Annotated in this window: 19 protein-coding genes; 5 read left to right on the forward strand and 14 right to left on the reverse strand. The window is 56.3% G+C overall.

What is annotated here, in order from left to right:
• Positions 1 to 23 precede the first annotated feature (23 nt).
• Complete coding sequence (gene pta, locus GNG29_RS15850) at positions 24 to 2,162, forward strand: phosphate acetyltransferase (protein WP_103180485.1); 2,139 nt, start codon at positions 24 to 26, stop codon at positions 2,160 to 2,162.
• A 54-nt stretch (positions 2,163 to 2,216) separates the two neighbouring features.
• On the opposite strand, the gene yfcD is transcribed toward pta, so the two are convergent.
• Genes yfcD through yfcF form a run of 3 tightly spaced genes read right to left on the reverse strand, consistent with a single transcriptional unit; the run spans position 2,217 to position 4,066 of the window.
• Positions 2,217 to 2,759: an NUDIX hydrolase YfcD gene (yfcD, locus tag GNG29_RS15855; protein ID WP_103180487.1), complete on the reverse strand. Its 543-nt coding sequence runs from the start codon at positions 2,757 to 2,759 to the stop codon at positions 2,217 to 2,219.
• Positions 2,760 to 2,814: 55 nt separating this feature from the next.
• Positions 2,815 to 3,366 (reverse strand): phosphodiesterase, encoded by a 552-nt coding sequence (gene yfcE, locus GNG29_RS15860; protein ID WP_139156355.1) that lies wholly within the window; start codon positions 3,364 to 3,366, stop codon positions 2,815 to 2,817.
• A gap of 55 nt (positions 3,367 to 3,421) precedes the next feature.
• Positions 3,422 to 4,066 carry a glutathione transferase gene (yfcF, locus tag GNG29_RS15865; RefSeq protein WP_103180490.1) on the reverse strand — a complete coding sequence of 215 codons (645 nt, stop codon included), beginning with the start codon at positions 4,064 to 4,066 and terminating at the stop codon, positions 3,422 to 3,424.
• Between the two features lie 143 nt (positions 4,067 to 4,209).
• Between yfcF and yfcG the strand changes: the two genes are divergently transcribed.
• Genes yfcG through GNG29_RS15885 form a run of 4 tightly spaced genes read left to right on the forward strand, consistent with a single transcriptional unit; the run spans position 4,210 to position 6,731 of the window.
• The gene (yfcG, locus tag GNG29_RS15870) at positions 4,210 to 4,839 is read left to right on the forward strand and encodes a GSH-dependent disulfide bond oxidoreductase (RefSeq protein ID WP_103180492.1); all 630 of its coding nucleotides are present in this window, start codon (positions 4,210 to 4,212) and stop codon (positions 4,837 to 4,839) included.
• A gap of 51 nt (positions 4,840 to 4,890) precedes the next feature.
• The gene (folX, locus tag GNG29_RS15875) at positions 4,891 to 5,253 is read left to right on the forward strand and encodes a dihydroneopterin triphosphate 2'-epimerase (protein ID WP_103180493.1); all 363 of its coding nucleotides are present in this window, start codon (positions 4,891 to 4,893) and stop codon (positions 5,251 to 5,253) included.
• Positions 5,254 to 5,272: 19 nt separating this feature from the next.
• The gene (locus tag GNG29_RS15880; RefSeq protein ID WP_103180495.1) at positions 5,273 to 6,166 is read left to right on the forward strand and encodes a TIGR01777 family oxidoreductase; all 894 of its coding nucleotides are present in this window, start codon (positions 5,273 to 5,275) and stop codon (positions 6,164 to 6,166) included.
• Between the two features lie 55 nt (positions 6,167 to 6,221).
• The gene (locus GNG29_RS15885) at positions 6,222 to 6,731 is read left to right on the forward strand and encodes a GNAT family N-acetyltransferase (RefSeq protein ID WP_156654956.1); all 510 of its coding nucleotides are present in this window, start codon (positions 6,222 to 6,224) and stop codon (positions 6,729 to 6,731) included.
• A gap of 74 nt (positions 6,732 to 6,805) precedes the next feature.
• On the opposite strand, the gene hisP is transcribed toward GNG29_RS15885, so the two are convergent.
• The 11 genes from hisP to accD all read right to left on the reverse strand — a co-directional run bounded on the left by hisP (position 6,806) and on the right by accD (position 17,004).
• Positions 6,806 to 7,579: a histidine ABC transporter ATP-binding protein HisP gene (hisP, locus tag GNG29_RS15890; RefSeq protein WP_103181114.1), complete on the reverse strand. Its 774-nt coding sequence runs from the start codon at positions 7,577 to 7,579 to the stop codon at positions 6,806 to 6,808.
• Between the two features lie 8 nt (positions 7,580 to 7,587).
• The gene (gene hisM / locus GNG29_RS15895) at positions 7,588 to 8,301 is read right to left on the reverse strand and encodes a histidine ABC transporter permease HisM (RefSeq protein WP_103180499.1); all 714 of its coding nucleotides are present in this window, start codon (positions 8,299 to 8,301) and stop codon (positions 7,588 to 7,590) included.
• On the reverse strand, positions 8,298 to 8,984 hold the full coding sequence (locus GNG29_RS15900) for a histidine ABC transporter permease HisQ (protein WP_156654958.1): 687 nt from the start codon (positions 8,982 to 8,984) through the stop codon (positions 8,298 to 8,300). Before GNG29_RS15900 ends, hisM begins: the two co-directional genes overlap by 4 nt.
• Positions 8,985 to 9,067: 83 nt before the next feature.
• Entirely contained in the window at positions 9,068 to 9,850 is a 783-nt protein-coding gene (hisJ, locus tag GNG29_RS15905) for a histidine ABC transporter substrate-binding protein HisJ (protein ID WP_156654959.1), read from the reverse strand.
• A 241-nt stretch (positions 9,851 to 10,091) separates the two neighbouring features.
• Complete coding sequence (gene argT / locus GNG29_RS15910; protein ID WP_103180503.1) at positions 10,092 to 10,874, reverse strand: lysine/arginine/ornithine ABC transporter substrate-binding protein ArgT; 783 nt, start codon at positions 10,872 to 10,874, stop codon at positions 10,092 to 10,094.
• 297 nt (positions 10,875 to 11,171) lie between these two features.
• Positions 11,172 to 11,741, reverse strand: coding sequence for a UbiX family flavin prenyltransferase (locus GNG29_RS15915; protein ID WP_156654961.1), 570 nt, complete (start codon positions 11,739 to 11,741; stop codon positions 11,172 to 11,174).
• Positions 11,742 to 11,830: 89 nt separating this feature from the next.
• Complete coding sequence (gene purF, locus GNG29_RS15920; protein WP_103180507.1) at positions 11,831 to 13,348, reverse strand: amidophosphoribosyltransferase; 1,518 nt, start codon at positions 13,346 to 13,348, stop codon at positions 11,831 to 11,833.
• Between the two features lie 33 nt (positions 13,349 to 13,381).
• Entirely contained in the window at positions 13,382 to 13,870 is a 489-nt protein-coding gene (gene cvpA, locus GNG29_RS15925; protein WP_039030950.1) for a colicin V production protein, read from the reverse strand.
• Positions 13,871 to 14,067: 197 nt separating this feature from the next.
• The gene (gene dedD, locus GNG29_RS15930; RefSeq protein ID WP_103181115.1) at positions 14,068 to 14,772 is read right to left on the reverse strand and encodes a cell division protein DedD; all 705 of its coding nucleotides are present in this window, start codon (positions 14,770 to 14,772) and stop codon (positions 14,068 to 14,070) included.
• Entirely contained in the window at positions 14,762 to 16,030 is a 1,269-nt protein-coding gene (gene folC, locus GNG29_RS15935) for a bifunctional tetrahydrofolate synthase/dihydrofolate synthase (RefSeq protein ID WP_103180511.1), read from the reverse strand. Before folC ends, dedD begins: the two co-directional genes overlap by 11 nt.
• Positions 16,031 to 16,098: 68 nt before the next feature.
• Positions 16,099 to 17,004 carry an acetyl-CoA carboxylase, carboxyltransferase subunit beta gene (gene accD / locus GNG29_RS15940; RefSeq protein ID WP_103180513.1) on the reverse strand — a complete coding sequence of 302 codons (906 nt, stop codon included), beginning with the start codon at positions 17,002 to 17,004 and terminating at the stop codon, positions 16,099 to 16,101.
• Between the last annotated feature and the right edge of the window lie 46 nt (positions 17,005 to 17,050).

Here is a 17,050-nt window from a genome sequence, read left to right on the forward strand (position 1 = left end):
GCGGTAACGAAAGAGGATAAATCGTGTCCCGTACTATTATGCTGATCCCGACCGGAACCAGCGTAGGCCTGACCAGCGTCAGCCTCGGTGTTATCCGTGCGATGGAACGCAAAGGCGTTCGTCTGAGCGTGTTTAAGCCAATCGCTCAACCACGTGCTGGTGGCGACGCACCAGACCAGACCACCACTATTGTTCGTGCAAACTCTAACCTGCCAGCCGCTGAACCGCTGAAGATGAGCCACGTTGAGTCTCTGCTCTCCAGCAACCAGAAAGATGTGCTGATGGAAGAGATCATCGCTAACTACCACGCTAACGCCCAGGATGCGGAAGTGGTACTGGTAGAAGGCCTGGTTCCGACGCGCAAGCATCAGTTTGCCCAGTCTCTGAACTTTGAAATCGCCAAGACGCTGAACGCGGAAATCGTGTTTGTGATGTCCCAGGGTACCGATACCCCGGAACAGCTGAAAGAGCGTATAGAGCTGACCCGCAGCAGCTTCGGCGGCGCGAAAAACAGCAACATCACCGGCGTGATTGTTAACAAACTGAACGCACCGGTTGATGAGCAAGGCCGTACCCGCCCTGACCTGTCCGAAATTTTCGACGACTCGTCCAAAGCAAAAATCGTGAAAATCGATCCGGCTAAGCTGCAGGAATTCAGCCCGCTTCCAGTGCTGGGCGCGGTGCAGTGGAGCTTCGATCTGATCGCCACTCGTGCTATCGACATGGCGCGTCACCTGAACGCCACTATCGTGAACGAAGGCGATATCAATACCCGTCGCGTGAAGTCCGTGACTTTCTGTGCGCGTAGCATTCCGCACATGCTGGAGCACTTCCGTGCAGGTTCCCTGCTGGTTACCTCCGCTGACCGTCCTGACGTGCTGGTTGCAGCCTGTCTGGCCGCAATGAACGGCGTGGAGATCGGTGCGATCCTGCTGACCGGTGCCTATGAAATGGACCCACGCGTCAGCAAACTGTGCGAACGCGCATTTGCCACCGGCCTGCCGGTCTTCATGGTGAACACCAACACCTGGCAGACCTCCCTGAGCCTGCAGAGCTTTAACCTGGAAGTGCCGGCTGACGACCATCAGCGTATCGAGAAAGTGCAGGAATACGTTGCCGGTTGCATCAATCCTGACTGGATTGAATCTCTGACCGCGACCTCCGAGCGCAGCCGTCGTCTCTCTCCACCAGCCTTCCGTTATCAGCTCACCGAGCTGGCGCGTAAAGCGGGCAAACGCGTTGTTCTGCCTGAAGGCGACGAACCACGTACCGTTAAAGCCGCGGCAATCTGTGCCGAGCGCGGTATCGCCACCTGTGTGCTGCTGGGTAATCCGGATGAGATCACCCGCGTCGCGGCGTCCCAGGGCGTTGAGCTGGGTGCGGGTATCGAAATCGTGGATCCGGAAGTGGTGCGCGAAAGCTATGTTGCCCGTCTGGTTGAGCTGCGTAAGAGCAAGGGTATGACCGAAGCCGTTGCCCGCGAACAGCTGGAAGACAACGTGGTTCTCGGTACCCTGATGCTGGAGCAGGACGAAGTTGATGGCCTGGTTTCCGGGGCTGTTCACACCACCGCGAACACCATTCGTCCGCCGCTGCAGCTGATCAAAACTGCGCCAGGTAGCTCTCTGGTTTCATCCGTGTTCTTCATGCTGCTGCCGGAACAGGTTTACGTTTACGGTGACTGTGCGATCAACCCGGATCCAACCGCTGAACAGCTGGCAGAGATCGCGATTCAGTCCGCTGACTCCGCGATTGCGTTCGGTATCGAGCCGCGCGTTGCGATGCTCTCCTACTCCACCGGTAACTCTGGTGCAGGTAGCGATGTAGAGAAAGTACGTGAAGCCACCCGTCTGGCGCAGGAAAAACGCCCGGATCTGGTTATCGATGGCCCGCTGCAGTATGACGCCGCAGTTATGGCTGACGTTGCCAAATCTAAAGCGCCTAACTCGCCGGTTGCTGGTCGCGCTACCGTGTTCATCTTCCCGGATCTGAACACCGGTAACACCACTTACAAAGCGGTACAGCGTTCTGCCGACCTGATCTCCATCGGGCCGATGCTGCAGGGTATGCGCAAGCCAGTGAACGACCTGTCTCGTGGCGCGCTGGTAGACGATATCGTCTACACCATCGCCCTCACTGCGATCCAGGCTTCACAGCAGTAAGCTGCTGCCAAACGTAAAAAGGCGACCCCAGGGTCGCCTTTTTTATTATCACCGTTACGCTTCTTCTTGCTTAGCCGGTTCGTTGTTGGCATTGCGGCTCATCCACAGCGCCAGCGCTTTTAACGAATCAGGCGTGAAGTCATCGCAACGGGCGGTGATCTCCGTCGGGGTCATCCAGAAGACTTCGCTGACCTCTTCTTCCTGCAGCGCAAACGGGCCGTGGGAGACGCAGCTGAAGAGGCCTCCCCAGACGCGGCAGTGGCTGTCTTCAAAGTAGAACTGACCGTGTTCGGCAAACGGCACACCGGCAATCCCCAGCTCCTCTTCCGCTTCACGGCGGGCGGAGTCAAGTAACAGCTCATCGGCCTGCACCACACCGCCGGCCGTTGCATCGAGCATGCCGGGCATGAAGTCTTTCGTTTCGGTACGGCGCTGCACCAGGATATTGCCCATACCATCATGCACCACGATATAGGTCGCGCGATGGCGAAGGCGCTGCGCGCGCATCTGCTCGCGGCTCGCCTGGGCGATGACTTCATTGTCTTCGCTGACTATATCTACCCACTCAGTACTTGCCAAATGACTCTGCTCCACCATCGGGAAACCTTCTCTTTATAGCGCTCTCACGGCGCGTTTACTGTTGAGGAGTAAGTTACGGATTAATCCTGGACTCTGCAATAACCTGGCTGTCATTCAGCGTCATAACGCACAAATGGCCCTCTTCCAGCATCCCATAGCTGGGTGGAAACCCGCCTTTAGGCAGGCTGACGGAGCCAGGATTGAAATGAATAATGTCGCCCTTCTTCCCGACCACCGGAATATGAGTATGACCATAAACCAGGACATCGCCAGCATTCAGCGCGGGCAGATTATCCGGACCAAACAGATGGCCGTGGGTGATAAAGAGACGGCAGTCCTCCAGCAAGATCTGCTGCCACGGGGCGGTGATGGGAAAGTGCAGTAACATCTGGTCGACTTCGCTGTCACAGTTGCCCCGCACGGCAATAATGCGCGAGGCAAAAGCATTAAGCCGCTCTGCAACCTCAGCGGGGGCATAGCCTTCGGGTAGCGGATTGCGCGGGCCGTGATTCAGCACATCGCCGAGGACCACCAGCCATTGCGCCCCGCTCTGGTTAAACAGCGAAAGCACTTTTTCGGTCGCCGGTAGCGAGCCGTGAATGTCCGATGCAAACATCAGCTTCATCAGTGACTCCTTGTAGTGAAAAGCCGCCCCATCATACCTGAATCAGCAGGCCTTATCAGCCAGCCCGCTTCGCTGAAAGCGCCACATAACGCTGCACCGAGGCGCGCTGCCACTGGAAGCTGGCGTAATCCACCAGCTGTTGTGGTACGTCATCACCATTGAGCACCAGGCGGTTGAGCATCAGCGCCAGATCGCTATCCGCAATGCACCATTCCCCGAATAAATTCTGATTGCCGTGGGCCAGAAGCGAGGTGGCGGTATCAATCAGCTGGCTTGCCGTGCGCTGGGCAGTTTCGCTCAGGGCCGGTTTTTTCACCCCGGCAAATACCACGTCGGTAGAACGTTCTTCACGGATGGGCATCAGATCGCTGCGCAGCCACGCCTGTATCTGACGCGCGCGGGCGCGTTTTTGCAGATCGAGCGGATAGATCCGCTCCCATTCCGGCGGCGCAAAACGCTCTTCCAGATATTCGGTAATCGCGGAGGATTCGCTGAGTTCAAACCCGTCCACTTCAAGGAGCGGCACGCGACGGGTCAGCCCATAGCCCCGCCACTGCGGCTGACGGTTCTCCCCCCGGCTGAGGTCGATGGTTTTCAGGGCAAAGGGCAATCCCTTTTCGGCCAGCGCGACGTACACGCTCATCACATAGGGTGAAAAATAGTCGGCATCTGACCACAGGGTAATCGCAGGTTGGCTCATAACGTCCTCATAAGGCTTCGCGTGATGGGTAGATATCCAAAATATAACCTCCTGCCCCGGCTGTCACTTGATGAAAACTCACGATTTATCATCACCACCTATACTCGATCTATGTAGAAAAAAGCGCTATGACAGGAGTTGCGATGATTGACCTTTACTACGCCCCGACGCCCAACGGGCATAAGATCACTCTTTTTCTGGAAGAGGCCCAGCTGGACTACCGCATCCTGCCGGTCAATATCAGCAAAGGCGAACAGTTCCGCCCCGAGTTTCTCGCCATTTCCCCCAACAATAAAATTCCGGCGATTGTCGATCGCGATCCGGAGGATGGCGGTACCCCGCTGAGCCTGTTTGAGTCTGGCGAAATATTGCTCTATCTGGCAGAGAAAACCGGCAAGCTACTGAGCGGGGAATTACGCGAACGCCACGTCACGCTGCAGTGGCTCTTCTGGCAGGTTGGCGGCCTGGGGCCGATGATTGGTCAGAACTACCACTTTAACCATGCTGCGCCACAGCCTATCGCCTATGCCATCGAACGTTTCCAGGTCGAAACGCAGCGGCTCTATAACGTCCTGAACAAGCGTCTGGAAAAATCGCCGTGGCTGGGAGGCGAACACTACAGCATCGCGGATATCGCCTGCTGGCCGTGGGTCAACACCCATGAAAACCATCGTGTCGACCTGGCATCATGGCCTGCGGTAAACAACTGGTTTGAACGTATCCGCACCCGCCCGGCAACCGAGCGTGCAATGCAAAAAGCGCAGCAGATATAAACGCTTTCCTCATGTATTATGGTGTCGATAATGACACGGAGGAAGCCTGCAATGTCCCAGCAAGACGCAATTATTCGTATTAAAAATTTACGCCTGCGCACCTTTATTGGAATCAAAGAGGAGGAGCGTGCTAATCGCCAGGATATCGTTATTAACGTGACGATCCACTATCCGGCAGACAAAGCCCGCGCCAGTGAAGACATTAATGATGCGCTGAACTATCGCACCATTACCAAAAGCATTATTCATCTGGTGGAGAATAACCGTTTCTCTTTGCTGGAAAAATTAACTCAGGATGTGCTGGATATCGCACGCGAACATCACTGGGTCACCTATGCTGAAGTCGAGATCGATAAACTTCACGCGCTGCGCTACGCCGACTCCGTCTCGATGACGTTAAGCTGGCAACGCTAAGCGCAACCCTGGAGGTGGTATGAAAATCCTGGTAACCGGCGGCACCGGCCTGATTGGCCGGCATTTAATCCCACGTTTGCAGGTATTGGGCCATGAGCTGACCGTAGTCACGCGTAGCCCTGAGAAGGCGCGTCAGCTACTCGGCTCCGGCATCGATATCTGGAAAGGGCTGACGGAGCACCAGGATCTCAACGGCTTTGATGCCGTCATCAATCTTGCAGGCGAGCCCATCGCCGACAAGCGCTGGACAAAAGAGCATAAACAGCGTCTGTGCAACAGTCGCTGGAACATCACCCAGCGGCTGGTCGATATGGTTAAGGCCAGCGACACGCCGCCCTCGGTCTTTATCTCCGGTTCGGCTTCAGGTTATTACGGCGATTTAGGCGAGGTGGTGGTGACCGAAGAGGAGCCGCCGCACAATGAATTTACCCATAAGCTGTGCGCCCGCTGGGAGCAGATTGCCTGCGGTGCCCAGAGCGAAAAGACCCGCGTATGCCTGTTGCGCACCGGCGTGGTGCTGGCCCCCAAAGGCGGGATTCTCGGAAAAATGCTGCCGGTATTTAAGCTGGGTCTTGGCGGCCCGGTCGGTAACGGGCGTCAGTACCTGGCGTGGATCCATATCGACGATATGGTCAACGGCATTCTCTGGCTGCTGGATAACGATCTGCGCGGCCCGTTCAATATGGTCTCCCCCTACCCGGTGCGTAACGAGCAGTTTGCCCATGCCCTGGGCCATGCGGTGCATCGCCCTGCCGTAGTTCGCGCGCCCGCCACCGCTATCCGGCTGCTGATGGGGGAATCCTCCGTGCTGGTGCTGGGCGGCCAGCGCGCGCTGCCGAAGCGCCTGGAAGCCTCCGGCTTTGCTTTCAGGTGGTATGACTTAGAAGAGGCCCTGGGAGATGTGGTAGGTTAAATTTACCCTGTCAGATGTTAATTTGTTATCTTCGCTCCCTGTTCAAGGCGCTTTGATGGCAACCATTACCACTCCCCGGCTGACGCTCTCCCCTTTTGAGCCCGCCGACTGGCCTTTTTTCCACAGGCTGCGTGAAGCGCCGGAGATCATGCGCTATATGGCCGCGATCGCCCCGGAAAAAGAGATCCGACGCCTGTTTGCCGCCCGTCTTACCGCCCCGCACACCTTTGTGATCCGCGTCCATGATGATGCCACCCCGCTCGGGGATATTGGCCTGCAAATCAGCTCCCACTACCCTGAAGAGGCCGATATTGGTTACACCGTGATTGCCGCCGCCCAGGGCCAGGGAATAGCCTGCGAGGCGCTGCGTGCCGTGTGTGAATATGCGTTTATCCGGGTGGGCGTAAAAGCGATTAACGCATATGTGCTGGCGGACAACGGCGGATCGGTGCGGGTGTTAGAGAAAGCGGGTTTCATGCGCACCCAGGTACTTGAGCAGGCATATGAGATTAACGGCGTGCGGTATGACGACTGGGTGTACCGACTGGAGGTAAGTGCGGCCTGAATGCCGGGCGGCACTGCGTTTGCCCGGCCTACGGTTTTGTAGGCCCGGTAAGCGTAGCGCCACCGGGCAACAAACTACTTCAACGATCCCTTAAGGAACTGCTGCAGACGCGGGCTCTTCGGGTTGGCCAGCACCTCATCCGGATGCCCCTGCTCTTCGATTACGCCCTGATGGAGGAAAATCACGTGGTTGGAGACGTTACGGGCAAAGCCCATCTCGTGAGTTACCACCACCATGGTTTTCCCCTCTTCAGCGAGCTGCTGCATGATGCGCAGCACTTCCCCCACCAGCTCGGGATCGAGCGCGGAGGTAGGTTCGTCAAAGAGCAACACTTCCGGCTCCATCGCCAGCGCACGGGCGATAGAGACACGCTGCTGCTGACCGCCGGAGAGATGCACCGGGTATTTCATCTGCTGGCGTTCGTCGATACCCACTTTCGCCAGGTATTTCTCCGCCCGGGTACGGGCTTCCTGCTTGCTTAAGCCCAGCACCTGCACCGGCGCTTCCATGACGTTCTCCAGCACCGTCATGTGACTCCAAAGGTTAAAGTGCTGGAACACCATCGTCAGACGAGTACGCAGCAGACGAAGCTGGTGTTTATCCGCCACCTTCAGCTGACCGTCTTTGTCCTGCACCAGATTGATGTTCTCACCGCTGACCACAATCGAGCCGGCACTCGGCTTTTCAAGAAAGTTAATGCAGCGCAGGAAGGTACTTTTACCCGACCCTGAGGAGCCGATAATACTGATCACATCGCCCGCATTAGCCTGCAGCGACACCCCTTTCAGCACTTCATGTTCGCCGTAGCGTTTGTGCAAATCGATAACGTTTAATTTGTTCTCAGCCATCTTCATTCTCAGTGCGTCGAAGGTTTGACATGCTGCAACCAGCGTTTTTCCGCTTTGCGGAACAGGCTAATCAGGACATAAGAGATGATTAAATAGAGCACTGCCGCGATCCCGAAGGCGGTAAAGGGCTGATAGGTCGCCGAGTTAATATCACGGGCAATCTTCAGCAGATCCGGCACGGTAGCGGTAAAGGCCAGCGCGGTGGAGTGCAGCATTAAAATCACTTCGTTGCTGTAGGCAGGCAGCGCAATACGCAGCGCCGACGGCAGAATAATGCAGCGATAGAGCTTCACCGAAGAGAAGCCATACGCCCGCGCCGCCTCAATTTCACCGTGCGGCACGGAGCGGATCGCGCCGGCAAAGATCTCGGTGGTGTAGGCGCAGGTGTTGAGCGTTAATGCCAGCACGGTACAGTTCAGCCCGCTACGGAAGAACGCGTTCAGCATCTCGGTGCCTTTGACGATTTCCAGCGTGTACATCCCGGAGTAGAAGACCAGCAGCTGCACATAGAGCGGCGTACCGCGGAACACGTAGGTAAACAGCCAGATGGGGAAGCGAATATATTTGTTGCTGGAGACGCGGCCAATGGCGAGGAAAATCGCCAGGATCCCGCCCATTACCACAGAAGAAATCAGCAGCCAGAGGGTGATCGCCACACCGGTAAAACGGTATCCGTCGGTCCACAGCAGGGATTTCCAGTATTCCTGAATAATTTCGATCACAGGTCAGCCCTCTTCACACCCACGGAATAGCGCCGTTCGAGCAGGAGCAGCACGCCATTGGAGACGGTGGTAAACACCAGATAAATCACCCCGCAGACAATCGCGAAGTAGAACGGCTCCCAGGTGCTTTTGCCTGCAAGCTGCGTGGCTTTTACCACATCTTCCAGCCCCAGTAAGGAGACCAGCGCCGTTGCTTTGAGGATAACCTGCCAGTTGTTACCAATTCCCGGCAGCGCAAAGCGCATCATGGCCGGAAACATAATGCGGCGAAACGTCTGTGAGGAGGTAAACCCGAAGGCCGTAGCCGCTTCGATATGCCCTTTCGGCACCGCGAGATAGGCCCCGCGGAAGGTTTCGGTAAAATAGGCGCCATAGATAAAGCCCAGGGTGATGATACCGGCCACCATCGGATCGATATCAATCTGCACCATACCGATGGCATCCGTAATGCCGTTAAGGGCGATTTGCAGACCGTAGAAGATCAGCAGCATCAGCACCAGGTCAGGCACACCGCGGATCAGGGTGGTATAGCCCTCAAACAGCAGCGCCATCGCCCGATTCGCAGAGAGCTTCGCGCCCGCGCCTGCAAGGCCTATCAACACGGCCAGCACCACTGAACTGAGAGCCAGTTCAAGGGTGACCAATGCGCCTTGTAAAATTACGCCAGAAAATCCGTACAGCATACCGCCTGCCCTGTCGTGAGTGGTGTAGCCGTGTCTTTTCCCCTCCCTGGACGGAAGGGGCCGCACGTTATTAAGTGGAGGGATTAACCACCGTAGACATCAAAGTCGAAGTATTTCTTCGCCAGTTTTTCGTAAGTGCCGTCGGCGCGCATTTCAGCAAAGGCTTTGTTCAGCGCTTCACGCAGTTCGTTATCCTCTTTACGCAGACCCATACCGGTGCCCACGCCGAAGAGTTTCTCATCCTTGATGGACGGACCGCCAAACTTGTAATCTTTACCAACCGGCTGTTTCAGGAAGCCTTCGCTGGCTGCCACTTCATCCTGGAAGGCGGCGTCAATACGGCCCGCAGTCAGGTCAGCGTAGATATTCTCCTGGCCCTGGTAAGAGACGATTTCAATTCCTTTCGGTGCCCAGTGCTCGTTGCCGAAGGTCTCCTGAGTGGTGCCCTGCAGCACGCCCACACGTTTACCTTTCAGGGATTCAAGGGTTGGCTGAATATCGGAAGATTTCGCTACCACCAGACGCGAGTCCGCTGCATAAAGCTTGTCGGTAAAGGCAATCTCCTGCTGGCGTTTTTCGGTGATAGAGAGGGAAGACATAATGGCATCAATTTTTTTCGCTTTCAGCGAAGGGATCAGCGCATCCAGTGGGTTTTCAACGAAGGTACACTCTGTTTTGATACGTTTGCACAGCTCTTTAGCCAAATCGATATCAAAACCTACCAGTTCACCCTGCGCATTCTTCGATTCGAAGGGGGCATAAGTCGGGTCAATACCAATACGAACTTTTTGCGGAATTGCTGCAAATGCCGCGGTAGCGCTGGAAAAGGCCAGAGCCAGAGAAAGTGACAAAACCAGTTTTTTCATATCTATCCTCAACAGACTGTCTTCTTACGGGATTTTAACGCCGACGGGGCGCCTTTAATGTGCCACTAATCGCCGCGGCAAGGCAAAAGATTATGCCCGGCAAGCGCGAAAAAGTGCATTGCGAGTGCTTAACTATTCACTTTATAACCAACACAGCGCACGATTTGCACCATCCTGGTTCGCAAAGGCCATTGTCGCACCATAACGGGGAGCCATTATGGTGCGCACCCGTCAGTTCCGGTTAGTCGCCGTAAACATTGAAGTCGAAGTATTTCTTCGCCAGTTTGTCGTAGGTACCGTCTTTACGCAGTTCAGTGAAAGCTTTGTCAAAGGCCGCCTTCAGCTCGGCATCGTCTTTACGCAGGCCGATCCCGGTGCCGTCGCCGAAATATTTTTTGTCTTTGACTGACGGGCCAGCAAAGGCAAACTCTTTGCCCGCCGGTTGTTTCAGGAAGCCTTCGCTCGCGGCGACTTCATCCTGGAAAGCCGCATCCAGACGCCCTGCCGCCAGATCGGAATAGATCAGATCCTGGTTCTGGTACGCCACTACATCCACGCCCTTCTCACGCCAGTTGGCGTTCGCATAGCCTTCCTGCGTTGAGCCCTGCAGAACGCCTACATGCTTGCCTTTCAGCGAGTCAATGGTTGGCTGGATTGGGGAGCCTTTCGCCGCAATCAGACGTGAATCCGCCGCGTAAAGTTTCTCAGAGAAGGCGATCTCCTGCTGACGCTTTTCGGTAATCGAGAGCGAGGAGATGATCGCGTCAATCTTCTTGGCTTTCAGAGACGGGATCAGCGCGTCGAAGTCGCTGCCCACCCAGGTACATTTCACGGACATGCGTTTGCACATCTCATTTCCCAGGTCGATATCAAACCCAACGAAATCCCCCTTCGCATCTTTCGATGAGAACGGGGCATAGGTTGCGTCTGTACCGATACGTACGTTCTGTGGGAGCGCCGCAAAGCTGCTTGCCGCAGCGCTTAATCCCACCAGCAAAGACAGAGCCAGAACCGTCTTCTTCATACATTACCCTCAAGTGTCGTGATTTTCTTATGTAATAGATTGTGTTGTGTGTTGTTGCAGGCAATCTCATGCAGGTCTTATGCCATATTGCAGATAACGCAAAATTACGGCGTTAAATATGTTAATGAAAGGTTGCAGGATTGCCTTAATGGTGAAAGATAGCAGGTCTGCCAAACGAACCGCAGTGCCTGGAAAGGAAAAAAGGAATTAAATGTTGAGGATATGATCGCTGTTGCAGAATTGCCCTGAAACAGGGCACGTTGCGGTGAAATGCACTCTGGCAGAACAGCCTTACCGTCAGGCGCCCTGCCAGCGGGTAAAGAGAACGTCCGGCAGGTCAATGTCGAACTGATCGAGCACCCGGTTTACGGTCTGATTAATCACATCATCCAGGCTTTGCGGACGGTGATAAAACGCCGGCACCGGCGGCATGATCACCGCCCCCAGTTCAGCGGCCTGGGTCATCAGGCGTAGATGGCCCAGATGCAGCGGGGTTTCGCGCACGCACAATACCAGCGGGCGACGCTCTTTTAATATCACATCGGCCGCACGGGTCACCAGCGTATCGGTATAACTGTTGACGATGCCAGAGAGAGTTTTGATGGAACAGGGCAGGATCACCATGCCCGCCGTTTTAAACGACCCGGAGGAGATGCTGGCGGCGATATCGCGCGCGTCATGCACCACATCGGCCAGCGCCTGAACGTCACGCAGGGAGTAATCGGTTTCGAGAGAGAGGGTCTGACGCGCAGCCTGGCTCATCACCAGATGCGTTTCAACCTCGGCGACGTCGCGCAATACCTGCAACAAACGGACACCGTAAATCGCGCCGCTGGCCCCTGAGATCCCTACAATTAATCGTTTCATGATGTTCGCCCTTGCTGTTACAGGGCTGACTGTGCAGGATTTTGGCGGGAGTTGCAAGCGAGGGCAGATGCCCTCGCCTGCGATAGTGCTTAACCTTCGTTATGCATCTCTAAACTTTCGAGATCGTTCGCCAGCTGGACGGCTTTCGCGTCGTCGTTGCGCAGTGAATCGAGGTAGTCCAGGTAGCCCTGATCCACATCTTTGGTGACGTAGATACCGTTAAACACCGAGCACTCGAACTGCTGAATATCCGGGTTCTCGGCGCGCACCGCGTCGATCAGATCGTTCAGATCCTGGAAAATCAGGCCGTCGGCACCGATGATCTGGCGGATCTCATCCACTTCACGACCGTGGGCAATCAGCTCGTTGGCGGTAGGCATATCGATGCCATACACGTTCGGGAAGCGAATTTCCGGTGCCGCAGAGGCCAGATAGACCTTCTTCGCACCCGCTTCACGGGCCATCTCGATAATCTGCTCAGAGGTGGTGCCGCGCACGATGGAGTCATCCACCAGCAGCACGTTCTTATCGCGGAACTCGGCGCGGTTGGCATTCAGCTTGCGGCGCACCGATTTACGGCGCAGCTGCTGGCCCGGCATGATAAAGGTGCGGCCAACGTAGCGGTTCTTCACGAATCCCTGGCGGTAAGGTTTACCCAGAATACGCGCCATCTCCAGGGCGATATCGCAGGAGGTTTCCGGGATAGGGATCACCACGTCGATATCCAGGTCTTCCCACTCGCGGGCAATCTTCTCGCCGAGCTTGGTTCCCATATTGACGCGGGCGCTGTAGACGGAGATTTTGTCGATGAAAGAGTCCGGGCGAGCGAAGTAGACGTACTCGAACAGGCACGGATTGCTGACCGGATTCTCTGCGCACTGACGGGTAAACAGCTGGCCTTTCTCGGTGATGTAGACCGCTTCGCCAGGTGCGACGTCACGCAGGAACTCAAAGCCCAGGGTATCCAGCGCCACGCTTTCGGAGGCGACCATATACTCGGTGCGGCCATCGCCAATATCGCGCTTGCCCAGCACCAGCGGGCGGATGCCGTTAGGATCGCGGAAGGCGACCATACCGTGGCCGATAATCATCGCGACGCAGGCATAAGCGCCACGGATCAGGCGGTTAGTGGCGGCTACCGCGGCAAAAATGTTGTCAGCTTCCAGCGGATAGTGGCGGAAGTTATCCAGCTCGCTGGCAAAGACGTTGAGCAGGATTTCAGAGTCAGAAGTGGTGTTAATGTGACGACGCTTCTCTTCAAACAGCTTCTTACGCAGCTCGTGAGCATTGGTCAGGTTGCCGTTGTGGGCAAGCGTGATGCCATACGGCGAGTTAACGTAGAACGGCTGAGCTTCAGAGGCGCTGGAACTGCCAGCAGTCGGGTAACGAACGTGACCAATACCCATGTTGCCTTGAAGACGCTGCATATGGCGGGCTTCGAACACATCGTTTACCAGGCCGTTGGCCTTACGTAAACGGAAGCAGTTGTGTGCATCAATGGTGATGATACCCGCAGCATCCTGCCCACGGTGCTGGAGCACCGATAATGCGTCATAAATAGACTGGTTTACCGGCATGAAACCGGCGATACCGACAATACCGCACATTCGTCATTTCCTCGTTAAGCCACATCTCAGGGTTTATGCCCTGGGCAAAAAACTCGACGAGCTTTGCAGATAGTCAAAGAACCATCTGATGATGAAGCTGAACTGCGGGATAAGCTGCGATTTCTGCCAGTCTTCACTTTTTGAGAACCCGGTAAAGGTATCAAGGAAGAATAGTATCGCGGCAACAATCAGCGCGCCTCGCAACGCCCCGAAACAGATCCCCAGCACCCTGTCCGTTCCTGACAACCCGGTTTTCTCGACCAGCTGGCCAATCACGTAGTTAACAATGGCGCCGACAATCAGCGTCGCGATAAACAGCACCGCGATGGCAATCCCATTTCGAACCAGTTCATCTTCAAAGCCCGTGAACCAGACAGACAGGTAAGTGTAGTAATGACTGGCAACAAAGAAGGCACAGCCCCAGGTTACCAGCGATAACGCTTCACGAACAAAGCCACGGATCAGGCTAACCAGACAGGAAAAACCTATCACCGCAATGATGGCGTAATCAATCCAGACCATATGTGTCCCACGATCAAACGCCCTGTCATCCAGTTCGGGGCGAATTCTAACAGAAAAAGAAAACGTTTGCGTAGGGATTTCCTTCCCGCGCGTAAATAAAAAAAGCGCTGAAAAAATATTCAGCGCCCCAGGCGGGTCACCTTCTCAGGCAATCTGCTGCGCCTGTTTTTGCCTTATCCCGTAAACGAGAGAAACCCTCAGTTCACGCTGTAATTCATCACCACGCCGCTCAAACCAGAGAGTTTATTCAGCTCTCCAAGCGATCCCTTCAGCTTGTCTCTCGACGCATCCGGCCCTACGAGAATACGGGTGATTTTACCCTGTACCGGTGTGGTAGGTGAAGTGTAAACGCGATACCCCGCACCACGGAGTTTGGCCACCACCTCGTTGACCTTATCGGCGTTTTTCAGGGCACCGAGCTGCACAACGTAGGCTTTACCGGTCGGGGCCGGTTTCTCTTCTGCCGCCGGTTTGGCCGGTGGGGTTTCTGTCGCCGCCGCCAGCTGCTGGCTGGTGTTATCGCGCTGCGGTTTCGGCTGCGGCTTCTCAACCGGTTTCGGTTTTTGCACCGGTTTTGGCGCATACTGCTCAACCGGCGCCGGAACGGGATCCAGCTCGTTGTTGTTTCCAGCTGCCAGACGCGCCGGATCTAACGATGGCGCCGCGGCATCGCCCGCGCGCACCTCTTCAGCCGCCCCTTCTGGTGGCTGTGCAGGCAGAGCCTGTGTTGCCGGGAGCATGTCCGGCTCATCCCGATCGCCCGGTTTCGGCACCAGCGGGATCGCCGCAAACTCATCCTGATAATGTTTTTTCTGTCCATCAAGCAGCCCGGGGAGAATAATCACCCCCAGCGCCACCAGCACAATGGTGCCTGCTAAACGGTTCTGAAACTTACTTGCCACCGGTTCTCCCCGCATCCATTACGTCCATGACATGTGCCACCGTGTGGAACGAACCACACACCAGCACGGTATCTTCTGGTCTGGCATCGGCCATCGCCGCCCGCCAGGCCTGCGCCACGCTATCAAAGCGCTGCCCTGCGCCGAGATGCGCCATTAACTGTTCGGCAGTCGCCCCGCGTGGGCCTTCCAGAGGGGCACAATACCAGCTATCGACCACACTCTCCATGCAGGCCAGCGTGCCGCCAATATCTTTATCATGAAGCATACCGATAACCGCCAGCACGCGCCCGGTTTTTGGCAATAATTTGAGACGTCCTGCGAGATAAGCCGCGGCATGGGGGTTATGCGCCACATCCAGAATCAGACGCGGTGATTCGCTGACTATCTGGAAACGCCCCGGCAGAATCGCATGCTGAATGCCGTCGCGCATCGCCTGCTCCTCTACCGCCAGACCACTGGCGCGCAGTGCGGCCAGCGCCGTCGCAGCATTCGGCTGCGGTACCTGCGGCAGCGGCAGGTTATCCAGCGCGCCCGCCGCGTCTTCAAAGCGCCAGCCGCTTTCCGTCACGCTGTAGCGCCAGTCGACGTCACGGCGCTGCAACAGCGCCCCTTTCTCCTGCGCCACGTCAGCAATAGTGTGCGGCATATCGGGTTCGCCGACGATAGCCGGTTTGCCCGGGCGGAAAATACCGGCTTTTTCACGGCCAATGCTCTCGCGATCGGGCCCCAGCCAGTCGGTATGATCCAGCGCGATGCTGGTGATTACCGCCACATCCGGGTCGACAATATTAGTGGCATCCAGACGTCCGCCTAACCCGACCTCGAGGATCACCACGTCCAGCTGCGCCTGCTTAAAGAGCCACAGCGCCGACAGGGTGCCATATTCAAAATAGGTCAGCGAAATATCGCCGCGCGCGGCTTCGATCTCCGCAAACGAGGCGGTGTGCGCGGATTCAGCCAGCTCCGCATTCTGTACCCGCACGCGCTCGGTATAGCGCACCAGATGAGGTGAGCTGTAGACCCCTACTTTGTAGCCTGCCGCCATCAGCATCGCTTCCAGGGTGCGGCAGGTGGTGCCTTTGCCGTTGGTACCCGCCACGGTGAAGACAAAGGGAGCCGGTTTCAGAACATCAAGGCGCGCCGCGACCTGGCTGACGCGCTCAAGTCCCATGTCGATGGCTTTACTGTGCAGGTTTTCCAGATAAGAAAGCCACGCGGCCAGAGGCGACGTGGCTTGGGGAAGAGTAGTATTTTCCATGTTGCGCGCTTTTCAGTTACGGTTAGAAAGCAAAAGGGCAGCGCCACTGGCCCTGCCCTTTTCAGTTATCAGGCCTCGGGTTCCTGATCCGGTACCACCGCGCCTTCGCGCGGCTCATCCGGGCTCGGCGACGGCAGATTCATCAGCTTCGCCAGAATGCTGGCCAGTTTCAGGCGCATTTCCGGACGGCGAACGATCATGTCGATAGCGCCTTTCTCGATAAGGAACTCACTGCGCTGGAAGCCCGGCGGCAGCTTTTCACGTACCGTTTGTTCAATAACGCGCGGGCCGGCAAAGCCGATCAGCGCTTTCGGTTCAGCGATGTTCAGATCGCCCAGCATCGCAAAACTTGCCGATACGCCGCCCATGGTTGGGTCGGTCAGCACGGAGATGTACGGCAGACCGCGCTCCTGCATTTTCGCCAGCGCTGCGGAGGTTTTTGCCATCTGCATCAGCGACATCAGCGCTTCCTGCATACGGGCACCACCGGAGGCGGAGAAGCAGATCAGCGGACAGTTGTCTTCCAGCGCCTGCTCAACGGCACGCACGAAGCGCGCGCCCACTACGGAGCCCATTGAGCCGCCCATAAAGGAGAACTCAAACGCCGCCGCGACAACCGGCATCTCGTGCAGGGTGCCTTTCATCACCACCAGGGCATCTTTCTCGCCGGTCTCTTTTTGCGCAGAGGCCAGACGGTCTTTGTATTTCTTGGAGTCACGGAACTTCAGCACATCTTTCGGCTCAAGCTCGCTACCCAGTTCAACCAGAGAACCTTCATCCAGCAGGCTATGCAGGCGGTTACGCGCCGACATACGCATGTGGTGATCGCACTTCGGACAAACTTCGAGATTACGCTCCAGTTCGGCGCGGTACAGGACCTGGCCACAGCTGTCACATTTAGTCCACACCCCTTCAGGAATACTCGCTTTGCGGGTTGGGGTGATATTGCTTTTAATTCGTTCAATCCAGCTCATTGATAACCTTTCTGCCTGAACCAGGTTTGCTGCAAGGGGCGCATAA

Origin of the sequence: Leclercia sp. Colony189 (genome assembly GCF_009740165.1) — a bacterium.
In the GTDB taxonomy this organism is placed as follows: domain Bacteria; phylum Pseudomonadota; class Gammaproteobacteria; order Enterobacterales; family Enterobacteriaceae; genus Enterobacter.